Annotated in this window: 11 protein-coding genes; 5 read left to right on the top strand and 6 right to left on the bottom strand. The window is 61.7% G+C overall.

Annotated elements, in window-relative coordinates; translation table 11 throughout:
- Nucleotides 1–73: 73 nt before the first annotated feature.
- Nucleotides 74–2026: an acetoacetate--CoA ligase gene (locus ACTJKE_RS00285; protein ID WP_113511373.1), complete on the bottom strand. Its 1953-nt coding sequence runs from the start codon at nucleotides 2024–2026 to the stop codon at nucleotides 74–76.
- Between the two features lie 185 nt (nucleotides 2027–2211).
- On the opposite strand from ACTJKE_RS00285, the gene ACTJKE_RS00280 reads away from it, so the two are divergent.
- On the top strand, nucleotides 2212–4035 hold the full coding sequence (locus ACTJKE_RS00280) for an AsmA family protein (RefSeq protein ID WP_058325602.1): 1824 nt from the start codon (nucleotides 2212–2214) through the stop codon (nucleotides 4033–4035).
- 88 nt (nucleotides 4036–4123) lie between these two features.
- On the opposite strand, the gene ACTJKE_RS00275 is transcribed toward ACTJKE_RS00280, so the two are convergent.
- The 4 genes from ACTJKE_RS00275 to ACTJKE_RS00260 all read right to left on the bottom strand — a co-directional run bounded on the left by ACTJKE_RS00275 (nucleotide 4124) and on the right by ACTJKE_RS00260 (nucleotide 8202).
- Nucleotides 4124–4942 (bottom strand): ABC transporter permease subunit, encoded by an 819-nt coding sequence (locus tag ACTJKE_RS00275; RefSeq protein WP_058325408.1) that lies wholly within the window; start codon nucleotides 4940–4942, stop codon nucleotides 4124–4126.
- 3 nt (nucleotides 4943–4945) lie between these two features.
- Entirely contained in the window at nucleotides 4946–5857 is a 912-nt protein-coding gene (locus tag ACTJKE_RS00270; RefSeq protein WP_058325407.1) for an ABC transporter permease subunit, read from the bottom strand.
- Between the two features lie 3 nt (nucleotides 5858–5860).
- The gene (locus ACTJKE_RS00265) at nucleotides 5861–7003 is read right to left on the bottom strand and encodes an ABC transporter ATP-binding protein (RefSeq protein ID WP_057250995.1); all 1143 of its coding nucleotides are present in this window, start codon (nucleotides 7001–7003) and stop codon (nucleotides 5861–5863) included.
- Nucleotides 7004–7107: 104 nt separating this feature from the next.
- The gene (locus ACTJKE_RS00260) at nucleotides 7108–8202 is read right to left on the bottom strand and encodes a polyamine ABC transporter substrate-binding protein (RefSeq protein ID WP_058325406.1); all 1095 of its coding nucleotides are present in this window, start codon (nucleotides 8200–8202) and stop codon (nucleotides 7108–7110) included.
- Between the two features lie 333 nt (nucleotides 8203–8535).
- Here ACTJKE_RS00260 and ACTJKE_RS00255 point away from each other — a divergent pair, with 333 nt between their 5' ends.
- Nucleotides 8536–9519: a fatty acid desaturase family protein gene (locus ACTJKE_RS00255; protein ID WP_058320476.1), complete on the top strand. Its 984-nt coding sequence runs from the start codon at nucleotides 8536–8538 to the stop codon at nucleotides 9517–9519.
- Here ACTJKE_RS00255 and ACTJKE_RS00250 read toward each other — a convergent pair.
- Complete coding sequence (locus ACTJKE_RS00250; protein ID WP_058325405.1) at nucleotides 9513–10922, bottom strand: helix-turn-helix domain-containing protein; 1410 nt, start codon at nucleotides 10920–10922, stop codon at nucleotides 9513–9515. The two genes, ACTJKE_RS00255 and ACTJKE_RS00250, sit on opposite strands and share 7 nt — an antisense overlap.
- Before the next feature lie 228 nt (nucleotides 10923–11150).
- On the opposite strand from ACTJKE_RS00250, the gene aceA reads away from it, so the two are divergent.
- The 3 genes from aceA to ACTJKE_RS00235 all read left to right on the top strand — a co-directional run bounded on the left by aceA (nucleotide 11151) and on the right by ACTJKE_RS00235 (nucleotide 14205).
- Entirely contained in the window at nucleotides 11151–12440 is a 1290-nt protein-coding gene (gene aceA / locus ACTJKE_RS00245) for an isocitrate lyase (RefSeq protein WP_058325404.1), read from the top strand.
- A gap of 134 nt (nucleotides 12441–12574) precedes the next feature.
- Nucleotides 12575–12814 carry an SMc00767 family acetate metabolism repressor gene (locus ACTJKE_RS00240; RefSeq protein WP_034800815.1) on the top strand — a complete coding sequence of 80 codons (240 nt, stop codon included), beginning with the start codon at nucleotides 12575–12577 and terminating at the stop codon, nucleotides 12812–12814.
- A 281-nt stretch (nucleotides 12815–13095) separates the two neighbouring features.
- Entirely contained in the window at nucleotides 13096–14205 is a 1110-nt protein-coding gene (locus ACTJKE_RS00235; protein ID WP_058325403.1) for a helix-turn-helix transcriptional regulator, read from the top strand.
- The last annotated feature ends 40 nt before the right edge of the window (nucleotides 14206–14245 follow it).

Below are 14245 nucleotides of genomic sequence, written 5' to 3'. Positions count from 1 at the left end.
CGCAATTTTAGTGATTTTTCAGCAAGTCTGAAGGCGTGGTTAATTCGGGGAGCGCCAACAAGTTAACGCGCCCTCAATTTTTAAGGGCCTCGAGCCCGGCAAAAAGGTCGAGCGCCTCGGGGTTGGCGAGCGCCTCCTTGTTCTTCACCGGACGGCCGTGCACGACGTCACGAACGGCAAGCTCGACGATCTTCCCCGACTTGGTGCGGGGGATGTCGGTGACCGCGATCACCTTCGCCGGCACGTGGCGCGGCGACGCGCCGATGCGGATGCGGTTCTTGATCGCCTTGGTCAGATCGTCGGTAAGCGCGATACCAGATGCGAGGCGAACGAAGAGAACGACGCGCACGTCGTCTTCCCAATCCTGCCCGATGCAGAGGGCTTCTGCGACCTCCTCCATCTGCTCGACCTGATTGTAGATCTCCGCGGTACCGATGCGCACGCCGCCGGGGTTCAACGTCGCGTCGGAGCGGCCGTGAATGATGATGCCGCCATGTTCGGTCCATTCGGCAAAGTCGCCATGGCACCAGATATTGTCGAAGCGCTCGAAATAGGCGGCGCGATACTTGGCGCCCTCCGGGTCGTTCCAGAACATCACCGGCATCGACGGGAACGCCTTGGTGCAGACGAGCTCGCCCTTTTCACCGCGCACGGATTGCCCCGCGTCGTTCCAAACGTCGACCGCCAATCCGAGGCCGGGCCCCTGAATCTCGCCGCGCCAGACCGGCTTCAAGGGATTGCCGAGCACGAAGCAGGAGACGATATCGGTGCCGCCAGAGATCGAAGCGAGCTGGACGTCCGACTTGATGCCTTCGTAGACAAAGGAGAAGCCTTCCGGCGACAAGGGCGAACCGGTGGAGGTGAGCAGCCTCAAGGTGGAGAGATCATGGGTCTTGGCCGGCACGAAGCCGCCCTTGCGGACCGCATCGATGTACTTGGCCGAGGTGCCGAACACGGCGAACTTCTCGGCGGCGGCATAGTCGAAGAGCACGTTGCCGTCGGGATAGAAGGGCGAGCCGTCGAAGAGGCAAAGCGTGGCGCCGACCGCCAGGCCCGAGACCAGCCAGTTCCACATCATCCAGCCGCAGGTGGTGAAGTAGAAGAGGTTTTCGCCGCGGCGCAGGCCGCAATGGAATCGGTGCTCCTTCAGGTGCTGCAGCAAGGTGCCGCCGGCCGAATGAACGATGCACTTCGGAACACCCGTTGTGCCCGACGAAAACAGCACATAGAGCGGATGGCTGAACGGAAGCCGTTCGAACGTCAGCGTCTTCGCCTCGAACGGCGCGGTGAAATCTCCGAGAGTCTTGCCGCCCGCGATCGAGGCCGCAAGCGCTGCGCTGTCGCCGGCATAGGGTATGATCAGCGCCGGCACTGCAAGGCTCGCGGAGACCGCGCGCACCTTCGCGTCGACGTCCTGGCGCTTGCCGTTATACCAGTAGCCGTCGCAGGCGATGAACAGCTTCGGCGCGATCTGGCCGAACCGATCGAGAACGCCCTGCTCGCCGAAATCGGGAGAGCAGGACGACCAGATCGCCCCGATCGAGGCGGTCGCCAACATCAGCGCGATGGTTTCCGGCATGTTCGGCATCATCGCCGCGACGCGATCGCCCGGGCCGATGCCCTGCGCTTTCAGCGCCTGCTGTAGTCGCGACACCAAAGCACGCAGATCATTCCACGACAGGCGGTAGTCGACCTTGTCCTCACCGCGGAAGACAAGCGCATCGCCATCGCCGGTTTCGCGAAGCAGGTTCTCCGCGAAGTTCAGTTTCGCTTCGGGGAAGAAACGGGCATCGAGCATCCGGTCGCCATTGACGAGGGCAGTCGCGCCACGCTCCCCGACGACGTTGCAATGCTCCCAGACTGCGGTCCAGAAGTCACCACGCTCGGCCACCGACCATGCATGGAACGCGTCATAATCCGCAAAGGTTCTGCCGAAGCGTTCGCTGCACCAGGCGATGAATTCAGCCATTGGGCTATGCGCACGGATCTCTGGACTCGGAACCCACAATGGCTGCTCTGCTTGCATGCTTTCCTCCACTCCTACTCCATGCTCTCTATACCATGCTGCATCGCAAAATAAACAGTACCTGCAGTCGTCTCGGCATCGCGCCGGCGACATTTACCTGTCTGTTTCCTGTCCGTCGCATTTGATTTCTGAAGACCGAAGGCCTATCCAACATGCGAGATCCAAGCGATGGCGACCGGGCAGACATGACACGGAATTTCCTGCATAAGATGCGCGACGCACGCCTGCGGTCGCGGCTCAGCCGTCACCACTTCCTGTGGGCCGCAGCGATCGGAGTGGGGCTTGCTGTCGCCTACAATGCCGCACTGCCTCTGCTGATTTCGACCGCCGACGTGCGCCCGACGGTGGAGCACATGCTCGACGCCTGGTCAGGTGGGAAAAGCCGGATAACAGGCAATCCCGAGATCAGCTTCTGGCCGGAACCGACCCTCACGCTGCGCTCCGCGACGATCGAGACGGCAGATGGCACATCGCGCAAGCTCGTGCATATCGGCAGCATAACCGCGTCCTTCAGCCTGCTTTCAGCCATCGATGGCGACCCGGACCTCGAGGACATCCGCTTGATCGAGCCGGTCGTCACGCTGGAAAGGCGGACGGATGGCACGCTCAACTGGCAACGTCCACACTGGTTGACTGTGCCGGAGCGATCGACCTCCGGCGACGATACGCCCTTCGGTGACGTCACGGTCGAAAACGGACGCCTGCAGGTCATCGATCTCATTACCAATCAGACCCGTGAATTTTCCGGCATCTCCGGAACGGTCAAGTGGCCGTCCTTCTCCGAGCCTCTGGGCGCCCAGTTCTCGGGCAGCATTGGTGGACAGCTGGTAACCTGGACGCTCGACTGCAACGAACCGCTGGTGCTTCTTGCCGGCCGCGATACGACGCTCAGGACATCGCTGACCTCAACGCCATTGAACCTCTCTTTCGAAGGCGTCGGCAGTCTCTCACAAACACCGATCAGTTCGGGCCGGCTCCAGCTTTCGACCGCATCCCTGCAAACGCTGGCGGCCTGGTTCGAGGGCAAAGCCGAGCGTGCCCTGCCCGACAGCAGTTTCAACCTCAGCGCCAATGTCACGACAGGTGATAGCTCCCTGAAGCTCGACGATCTGCAGTTTGCTCTGGGCGGCGCCAACGCGACCGGTGTTCTCGACGTCTCCACGCCAGCCAACGATACGCCCCGTATTGAGGGCACGCTCGCCTTCGACCGCATCGGCCTCAACGGTTTGCAACCCCTCATCGATCAATTGCCGGTGGAGCCTGACGACATCGCCAAGCAGCTCGGTGACGCTTTCGCGCGGACCTGGCGTGCCGATGTCCGCCTGTCGGCGCAGGAGGCATTGGTCGGCCCGCTGCGGCTTGTGGATGTGGCGGCCGGCATCATCATCGACCATGGGCGCGCTTCCATCGACATCGCCGACAGCACCTATGCCAATGGCCGGCTCAGTGGCCGGATCGCCGTCTCGGAAGCGGGGTTGGCAAAGGGCGGCAAACTCGAACTTGTCCTGAAAAATGCCGACCTCGCCGCAGCGCTCGCGGACTTCGGGTTTACCGGCCCGATCCCGTCCGGCCGCGGCAACGTCAACTTCGACCTGGTGACCGAGCATCCGTTCTGGACTGAGCAGGCGGCCGAGGCTTCGGGCCGCATCAGGCTCTCGCTCGCCAACGGCACCCTCTCCAGTTTCGACGCAAACGCCTTTGCGGACCTGGTCAGGGCGGGAGAGTTCTTCTCGCTGGCTCAGGCGAGCGATGGCAGCTTCGCTTTCCAGACGGCCGACATCGAAGCCAGTTTCGGCCAGGGGTCGGCGCGGCTGAACCAGGCGCTTTTCACCGGCAAAACCGGCAGCCTCTCGGTCAATGGCGTCATTCCCTATCGCACCGGCAGCCTGGCACTCGCCGGCACGTTCATCGACACACTCAATGCCGGACAAAGGCTGCGCTTCTTCGTCGGCGGGTCCTGGCCGAATGCGGTGATCTCGCCCCTATCGGTCCTCGGCGAACCCAACTGAAAACGGCCGGCGTCGAGACACCGGCCGTTGGCTTGCGGTTCATAACCGGACAAAAGCCGCTTCACGCCAAGCGTGGAGCTTCTCCCGCTCAGGATTGCGCAAAGGCGGCCCGCTCGTCGCGCTCGCGCTGCGCTTCACGCTGCTTGGTGACGATGGAGGCAACGACGACCCCGATTGCGACAATGCCGATGAGGATCGTGCAGATCGCATTGATTTCCGGCGTCACGCCGAGCCGCACCTGGCTGTAGATCTTCATCGGCAGCGTCGTGGCGCCCGGTCCCGTCGTGAAGCTCGAAATCACCAGATCATCCAGCGACAGCGTGAAGGCCAGCACCCAGCCGGAAAACACTGCCGGCGCGATAACCGGCAGCGTGATCGCAAAGAAGGTGCGGACCGGGGTGGCGCCGAGATCGAGCGCTGCCTCTTCGATCGACTGGTCGAAGCTTAAGAGCCGCGACTGCACGACCACGGCGACGAAGCACATGGTGAAGGTGATGTGCGCCAGCGTGATCGTCCAGAAGCCGCGGTCGAGGCCGATCGCGACGAAGAGCAACAGCAGCGACAGGCCGGTGATCACCTCGGGCATGACGAGCGGCGCGTAGACCATGCCGGAAAACAGCATGCGACCACGGAAGCGCGTGAAGCGGACGAGCGCCAGCGCCGCCAGCGTCCCGAGCACCGTTGCACAGGTCGCCGAGATCAGTGCGACGCGGATCGTCACCCAGGCGGCATCGAGCAGCGCCTGATTGTGCCAGAGCTGCGTGTACCATTTGGTCGAAAAGCCCGCCCAGACCGTGACGAGCTTCGACTCGTTGAACGAGAAGATCACCAGAAGCACGATCGGCAGGTAGAGGAACCCGAAGCCGAGCACGATCGAGGCGATGTTGAAGCGAGACCAGGTACCCATCTCCTACCTCCCCTCGCTGTCGGCTTTGGCCTGCGCGTTCTGGAAATAGACGATCGGCAGCACCAGGATCAGAAGCAGGATCGTCGCCACTGCCGAGGATACCGGCCAGTCGCGGTTGGCGTTGAACTCGTTCCAGAGCGTCTTGCCGATCATCAGCGTTTCCGAGCCGCCGAGTAGGTCGGGAATGACGAACTCGCCGACCGCCGGAATGAAGACGAGCAGGCAGCCGGCGACGACACCCGCCAAGGAGAGCGGGAAGGTCACGCGCCAGAAGGCTGAAAACGGCGTGCAGCCGAGGTCGAGTGCCGCTTCGGTCAGCGTGTGATCCATCTTCTCGAGCGACGAATAGATCGGCAGCACCATGAAGGGCAGATAGGAATAGACGATGCCGATATAGATCGCCCAGTTGGTGTTGAGGATGATCAACGGCTGGTCGATGACGTTGATGCTCATCAGGAACTGATTGAGCAGACCCTCGGGCTTCAGGATCGCGATCCAGGCGTAGACGCGGATCAGGAAGCTCGTCCAGAACGGCAGGATCACCAGCATCAAGAGCGTCGGCCGAATGGTCTTCGGTGCCTTCGCCATGCCGTAGGCGACCGGATAGGCGATCAGCAGCGTCAGGACAGTCGAAACCGCCGCGATGATGACGCTCGATACATAGGCGTTGAAGTAGAGGACGTCTTCCGTCAGCCAGACATAATTGTCGAGCGAGAACTCCCGCGCCTTTTCAAGGATTCCGGACAGGCCGCCAAAGAGATCGAAGACCGGCGTATAGGGCGGCATCGCCACTGCCGTCTGCGACAGCGAAATGCGGAAGACGATGAAGAAGGGGATAAGGAAGAAAAACAGCAGCCAGGCATAGGGGATGATGATGACGAGGCGGCTGAAGAGAGCGGATGCGACGCGTGTCATGTCTCAATCCTTCAGAACGACGCCGGCGTCTTCGCCGAAAGAAATCCAGACCTCCTGGTCGTAACCGAGCGGATCCTCAACCGCGCGCACCGCATTCAGCGACGACGCCTTGATCACGCGTCCGTCCTTCAGGCGCACGTGGAAGACGGTCATGTCGCCGAGATAGCCGATATCCCAGATCTCCCCCTGGACGGCGTTGACGGGCGCGTGTGCCGGGGGCTGGCGGCTGACACGGATCTTTTCCGGGCGGACGGCGACGGCGGACTTGCCGCCTGTAGCCGGTCTTTCGGGCGACGCCATGCGGATCGGGAAGCCGTTGGTGCCTTCAAGGCGCACATAACCGCCGTCAGCCCCGCCGACCGCTCCCTCGAAAATGTTGACGTCGCCGATGAAGTCCGCGACGAAACGGGAATTCGGCGCCTCGTAGATCTCGGCCGGGGTCGCGACTTGGATGACCTTGCCGTGGCTCATGACCGCGATGCGGTCGGCCATGGTCATCGCCTCTTCCTGGTCGTGGGTCACCACGACGAAGGTGAGGCCGAGTTCCTGCTGCAGGTCCATCAGTTCGAACTGGGTTTCCTCACGCAGCTTCTTGTCGAGCGCGCCGAGCGGCTCGTCGAGGAGCAGCACCTTCGGCCGCTTGGCAAGCGAACGGGCGAGCGCGACGCGCTGACGCTGGCCGCCGGAAAGCTGGTGCGGCTTGCGCTGGGAAAACTTTTCGAGCTTCACCAGCTTCAGCATCTGCGCGACGCGCGCAGCGATATCCGCTTTCGGCATGCCGTCCTGCTTGAGGCCGAAGGCGATGTTGTTCTCGACCGTCATGTGCGGAAAGAGCGCGTAGGACTGGAACATCATGTTGACCGGCCGCCGGTAGGGCGGGATGCCGGCGAGGCTCTGCCCGTCGAGAATGATCTCACCCGACGTCGGCTGCTCGAAGCCGGCAAGCATGCGCAGGAGCGTCGACTTCCCGCAGCCCGACGCGCCGAGGAGCGCAAAGAACTCGCGTGTGTAGATATCAAGCGAAAGGTCGTCGACGGCGGTGAAATCGCCGAACCGCTTTGTCACGTTCTTGACGGAAATGAATGGCTTGGAAGCGGGATCCGCCCAGGGGGCAAAGGACCGCCGAATACTGCCGAGAGACTTCATCATCTATCCCCGAATGATACAGCCGATTGGGCGCTCTTGTTTTCCCCGGCGCCCATTAAGAAAATTGCCCGGATTTTGAGGTCCGGGCAATTCGTTTTCCGCTCTTACTGGCCGGTTACGACCTTTGTCCAGAGTCGGGTCAATACCCTCTGTTCCTTCGCCTCGAAGGGCGTCACCGTGAACAGTTTCTGCATCACCTCTTCCGACGGATAGATGGCGGTATCTTCCAGAACGGCCTTGTCGAGGAACTGCTGCGAGGCCTTGTTGCCGTTGGCGTAGAAGACGTAGTTCGATGCCTTGGCGACGACTTCCGGCTTCATCATGTAGTTGAGGAAGGCATGGGCTTCCTCAACGTGCTGTGCATCGGCAGGGATCGCCAACATGTCGAACCACATCTGCGCGCCCTGCGACGGGATCGCATAGTCGACGGTCACGCCGGCCTTCGCTTCGGCCGCACGGTCGCGGGCCTGGAAGACGTCGCCGGAGAAACCGACCGCAAGGCAGATGTCGCCGTTGGCGAGCGCGTTGATGTATTCCGACGAATGGAACTTGCGCACGTTGGGACGGATGCTTGCCAGGAGTTCGGCCGCCTTTTCCAGATCGGCAGCATCGTGGCTATCCGGATTGAGGCCGAGATAGGCAAGCGCCGACGGCATGACGTCGGTCGGGGAATCGAGGATGTGGATGCCGCAATCCTTGAACTTCGCCGCCAGTTCCGGCTTGAAGATCACGTCCCAGTTGGGCTTCTCGTCCGTGCCCAGGATCGCTTTCATCTTGTCGACATTGTAGCCGATGCCGGTGGTGCCCCACATGTAGTCGACGGCGTATTCGTTGCCCGGATCGTACTTCGCCGTACGCTCCATGATCACGTCCCACATATTGGAAAGGTTCGGCAGCTTCGACTTGTCGAGCTTCTGGAACACGCCGGCGGCGATCTGCCGCTGCAGGAAGGTTGCCGTCGGCACGACCACGTCGTAACCCGAACCGCCCGCGAGCAGCTTCGTCTCCAGGATCTCGTTGGAATCGAAGACGTCATAGACGACCTTGATACCGGTCTCCTTGGTGAAGTCTTCCAGAATGCTGCTGTCGATGTAATCCGACCAGTTGTAGACGTTGACCACGCGCTCCTGCGCCGAGGCCAGCATGGTCGAACCGGCCAGTACGGCTGCCGCCAGGGTTGTGACGATGAGCTTGGACATACAACTCCCCTTTTGATTTTTCGTATCGGGCCCGGCATGCCGGGACACCGTCCAATCCGCTTCGCTCAGGCCGGAGGTTAGGCATGTTTCTCGATAACCTCAAGCGCTTTCGTGCCAATAAAAGGCGCCGCCGCATCGGTCGAAGTTTTTCACAAGCCAAGGAAAATCGGGCACTTATGGCAAGCCGCCGGGCGGCTGCTTAAACCGGGCGTCACCGCTCGCCGCAGTTAACCATGTCGATGCTCGACATGTACGGACCGACGTTTACAATTGATTAACCATGATCGCCGTGCGATTTTCCGGCCGGTTGTGCATCAAGGCTTGGGTATTGCGATGGGCGAGAAGATCGTTGGCGAGAAGGCCACAGGCGGACGAAGCCGCAGGATCGACCCGAAGGAACTGAAACGCCTTTCCGTGCTCGAGCCGCACAAGGCGCTGGGCGCAATCGCTTTCGATTGGGTGATGATCGCAGCGGCGATCGCCGTCAGCGAATATGCCAGCAATCCGCTGGTCTATCTGCTCGCCGTTGTGCTGATCGCCGGACGCATGCATGCACACGGCTGCATGATCCACGAGGCCGCGCATTACCGCATCGTCCGCAACAGAAAACTCAGCGACTGGATGAGCGACCTGTTGCTCGCCTGGCCGGTGCTTGCCACCGTCGACGGCTATCGCCAGAACCATCTCGCGCACCACCAGCATGCCAATACCGACGAGGATCCGGACTGGACGGCGAAGCTCGGCATGCCGCAATTCACCTTCCCGCAGAAGCTTGCTCGCGGCATAACACAGTTGCTTGGCTACCTCGTTGCGGTCAATTCGCTGCGCGACATGCTGCACATGGCCAAACGCATGGGAAAGAACGACCGCTCGACGCTTCAATACAAGCTGCTGCGCATCGGCTTCTATGTGGCCGCCGCGGCGATCTTCACGCTGCTCGGCATCTGGCGGGAAGTGGCGCTCTACTGGGTGGTGCCGTTCCTCACTTTCTTCTGCCTGTTCCTTTATATACGCAGCGTCGCCGAGCACTTTGGCAGCATGGACTATAGCGACGAACTCACGAGTTCACGCACGGTCTATCCGCATGCCTGGGAGAAGCTGTTCTTCGCCCCCCACAACATCAACTATCACCTCGAGCACCACCTCTATCCGGGCGTGCCGTTCTACAACCTGCCGGAGTTGCACGCGATCCTGATGCGCAACAAGGCCTATGCGGACAAGGCGCATATCACCCGCGGCTATACGACGGGCCTTCCGGCGGAATGCTTCGCGCCGGATGCACCGCTGCTGCCGAACCAGCATCCCGTCAGCTATTGAAAATCGAAAACGCTGAGCCCGGTCGCCATCTCATCGAGCCCCAGCGGCCGCGTGACCGGCGGCTCGGCGCGTGCCAGACAGCCCTGCCGTTCACAGAGCCGGCAGGCGGCACCAATCGCGACCGCCGGCGGCATCGCCGAACCGTAGACCACCTCATCAGCGAAGGACGCTTCGCAACCGAGGAGCAAGGCCGTGCGCCGAACCCGCTCCTGAAACGCCGCCTGCGGGCCATCCAGCGTGCGCGCCACCGTCAGAAACGCAGCGCCATCGGGCATTTCGACACGATCGACCAGAACCTGCCCCGGCACCGAGAAGGCGGCGTGGATATTGAGCTTCGGACAGCCGCCGCCGAATTTCGCCTGCGGGAAGCCTGAAGCGCCGGCCCGCCGCAAGCGGTGGCCGGCATTGTCGATCTCCATCAGAAAGAAGGGCACGCCTTGTGCGCCCGGCCGCTGCAGCATGGTCAGCCGATTGGCGGCCTGCTCGAAGGAGACCTGAAAGCGCGCACGCAGCACGTCGACATCATACTTCGCGCGCTGCGCGGCGGCGAGGAAGGCGGCATAGGGCATCATCAGCGCATGCGCGCCATAGCGCGCAAGCTCGAAACGGGCGATGCGGCGCGCCTCCGCCGTCGAGAAACGCAAAGGCTCGAGTTCGGCTATGATCGCCTCATGGCAGGCGATCGATACGGCCTCCATGGCGATCTCGCGGAGCTGGTCATAGGGCGATAGCCGCTCGGAGATGAAGAGGCGCATGGAATGCCGGTCGAAACGGCGGCGCAGATTGGGCATGGCATGCACCGGCAGGCTGCGCACCACCAGGCCATGCTCCTTCTTCAGCCAGTTCCTGAGAGCACCCACGAGATCATCGCCTGGCGACAGCGCCTCATGAAAGGCTTCCGCCGCTGCCTCGATTGCAGCAAAATGATTGGGCCGCGCCTCGAAGGTTTCGCGCACCTCGTCCATCGGCAGCCGCGTGCCCGAAAGCGCCTCCATATGCCCCTGCCCCGCCAGCAGGTCGGCGAGGTCCTTCAGGCGCGCCGCCTGCTCGCGATAGGCGCGATAGAGCTTGACGACACCGCCGGCGGCATTGGGGGCGGCTTCCGCCACCTCGATCAGCTCCTGCTCTCCGGGCAGTTCGGCTGACAACAGCGGATCGGCAAAAACCTCGCGCAATTGCGTGAGGCTGCCACCGGTTTCTCCCTGCAGTTCGTCGAGATCGACCTTGTAGACCGACGCGAGTTTCAAAAGCAGCTGAACAGTCAACGGCCGCTGATTGCGCTCGATCAGATTGAGGTAGGACGGCGAGATGCCGAGGGCCTCGGCCATGGCCGTCTGCGTCAGCGAGAGACCGTTGCGAATACGCCTGACCCGCGGACCGGCGAAGATCTTGTTCTCGGCCATTTGTAACTACCTTTACAATCTGCAACGAACGCGACGATTTACATTTTTTACAAATTTACTTCGCGCTTCTGTCAAAGGCAAGACAAGATAACCCTTTTGAGCGCGCCATTTCATTGTTTCCAATAGCCGAATATCGCAGCGCAATGTAAAAGCTGTCACATGAACTCGAAACACAAAGCGCCGTGCGACGAAAGTCGAATGGATGTCCGATTTTGACAGGAGGATGTAATGACTGATTTTTACAAGCTGGTTCCGAGCGCACCGCAAGGCCGCTTCGATGGCGTCGAACGCCCCTATACCGCCGAGACCGTAAAGCGGCTGCGCGGGTCGGTCGAAATCCGCTATTCGCTGGCCGAAATGGGCGCGAACCGCTTGTGGAAACTCATTCACGAGGATGACTTCGTCAACGCGCTTGGAGCGCTCTCCGGCAACCAGGCCATGCAGATGGTCCGCGCCGGCCTGAAGGCGATCTATCTCTCCGGCTGGCAGGTTGCTGCCGACGCCAACACCGCTTCGGCAATGTATCCGGACCAGTCGCTCTATCCGGCCAATGCGGCGCCCGAGCTCGCAAAGCGCATCAACCGCACGCTGCAGCGCGCCGACCAGATCGAAACGTCGGAAGGCAAGGGCCTTTCGGTCGACACCTGGTTCGCGCCGATCGTCGCCGATGCCGAAGCCGGCTTCGGCGGCCCGCTCAATGCCTTCGAGATCATGAAGGCGTTCATCGAGGCAGGTGCTGCCGGCGTGCACTACGAAGACCAGCTCGCGTCTGAAAAGAAGTGCGGCCACCTCGGCGGCAAGGTTCTGATCCCGACGGCCGCCCATATCCGCAACCTGAACGCAGCAAGGCTTGCCGCCGACGTCATGGGCACGGCGACGCTGGTCATCGCCCGTACGGATGCGGAAGCGGCAAAGCTGCTCACTTCCGATATTGACGAGCGCGACCGTCCTTTCGTCGACTATGACGCCGGGCGCACGGTCGAAGGCTTCTACCAGGTGAAGAACGGGCTGGAGCCCTGCATCGCCCGGGCCATCGCCTATGCACCGCATTGCGACCTCATCTGGTGCGAGACCTCCAAGCCAGATCTGGAGCAGGCCCGCAAGTTCGCCGAAGGCGTACACAAGGCGCATCCGGGCAAGCTGCTCGCCTACAACTGCTCGCCGTCGTTCAACTGGAAGAAGAACCTCGACGACGCGACGATCGCCAAGTTCCAGCGCGAGCTGGGCGCGATGGGCTACAAGTTCCAGTTCATCACGCTTGCCGGCTTCCACCAGCTGAACTTCGGCATGTTCGAACTGGCGCGCGGCTACAAGGCGAGACAGATGGCCGCCTATTCGGAACTGCAGGAAGCGGAATTCGCAGCCGAGGTCAACGGCTACACCGCAACCAAACACCAGCGCGAAGTGGGCACCGGCTATTTCGACGCCGTTTCGATGGCGATTACCGGTGGCCAATCCTCAACGACCGCTATGAAGGAATCGACCGAGCACGACCAGTTCCGCCCGGCCGCAGAGTGAAAGCCCGGCGGGAGCGCGGCAATCCCTGCCCGCTGCGCTCCTGCCGATCCTCATAAATCAGAGCGGGACACGGACGGAAACCGCAGACACTCTTCCGCATCCCACTCTAGCCTCGAACCTCAAGGAGAAGTCCAATGACAGTCCAGACACGCGTCAAGGAACGGGCCGAGGAACAGTCTTCGGCGATGACCCCGGACCAGCAGGCAGCGATCCGTATGGTCGCCAACGACCTGCACCGCCTCAACCAGTCCGTCATGAAAGCCGTCGATGCCGGCGTTTCGGTCGAGCTCGTTCGCTCGGCCCGCCACCACGGCGGTGAAGGCAACTGGGGCGACCTCCTGATCCCGGTCATCGTGACCCAGGGCAGGCCATGACACTCGTTGCTGTGACGCTTGGGATGGCCTTGCTTTCATCCGTCTCGCTTCGTCCGCTCGCTGCATCTTTCGTCCGAAGCACAATTTATCGTTGAATATCATTGAAACTGCAGCGCGAGATCTCGGCGCACAAGATCAGAAAGGCCGGCAGCGATGCCGGCCTTTCCGTGCTCGCGGTGATCGTTCACGATGCAACGATCACCGGCAACCCACTATTTCAGGTTGATCGAACCTCCCGCTCCTGCCTATATTAGCCAAACCTACCTTAGGCAGAGGTGCGCATGCATCGATCGACGAGAGCTGCCGATACGGCCGAACTGACGGAGTTTATCTACGGCGCCGCATTTGGTGACTGCAGCTGGCAGGACTTTCTTGATCGACTGACCACGACGATGCCCGGCGGGCGCTCGGCGCTCCATTACCACGATCTCACATCGCCGGCGTCATGCGTGCCCTATGTCTCCGGCTTTACGCCGGAAGCCATCGACCAGTTCAACAGCCACTTCGCGGCGATCAATCCCTGGATACCGAAGTCGGTCCTCGTGCCCGTCGGCCGCGGTCTCGCCGGCGAGCATATCGTCTCGCGCGCGGATTTGCTGAAATCGGAATTCTACAATGACTGGCTGAAGGGCCAGACCGGCTGCGAGACCACGGTGGGCGTCACCATCGTGCGCAGCGCGACGCGCACATTGCTCGTATCGACCTGTACATCGTCCACGGACGAGGAACTCAACCGGCAGGCGGCCGATCAATATACCCTTCTTGCCCCTCATCTGAAACGCGCCTTCGATTTCCTGCGCCGACGGGACCTGATGATGGCCGAGCAGCATGAGGGCCAGACGCTTCTCGATACGATCGGCGTCGGCGTCATTTATGTCGGCGACAATCTTCGCATCCGCTCGATGAACGTCAACGCCGAACGCATGGCGGCGAAGGGTTCTCCGTTTCGCGTCACGATCGGCGGACGCTTGTTCATGGACGAACCGGAAGCCAACGCGGCACTGGAGCTTCTGGCCTCACCGGTCGGCACTCCCGCACAGCCGCAGGTTCGCATCGTCAGGACCGCGGAGAATGGCGCCTTTCGGATCACGCTCGTCCGGCGAAGCGCCAGTATCTTCACCGAACTCCTCGATGGCCCCACCGTCGCGGTGCTGGTCGAGCCGGCGTCCTCGCTGGTTTTTGACCAACGCCTCACCCACCTGAAAGACAGCTACGGCCTCACGCCGGCCGAAATCCGCATCGCGTCAGGCGTCGTTGCCGGCCTGACGCTGAAGGAAATGTCGCATGCCAACGGCGTCAGCTACGAGACGACCCGTACGCAGCTTAAAAGCATCTATTCCAAGACCCGGGTCAATTCTCAGGCCGCCCTGGTCAAGCTCCTGATGCGCTGACCGAAGGCGCCAGAACCCACGACCCGTCGTTCTGGATGCG

The organism is Ensifer sp. 22521 (assembly GCF_052044795.1).
GTDB lineage: Bacteria > Pseudomonadota > Alphaproteobacteria > Rhizobiales > Rhizobiaceae > Ensifer.
The sequence above is the reverse complement of the archived record's forward strand: the minus strand, read 5'-3'. Positions and strand labels throughout refer to the sequence as shown.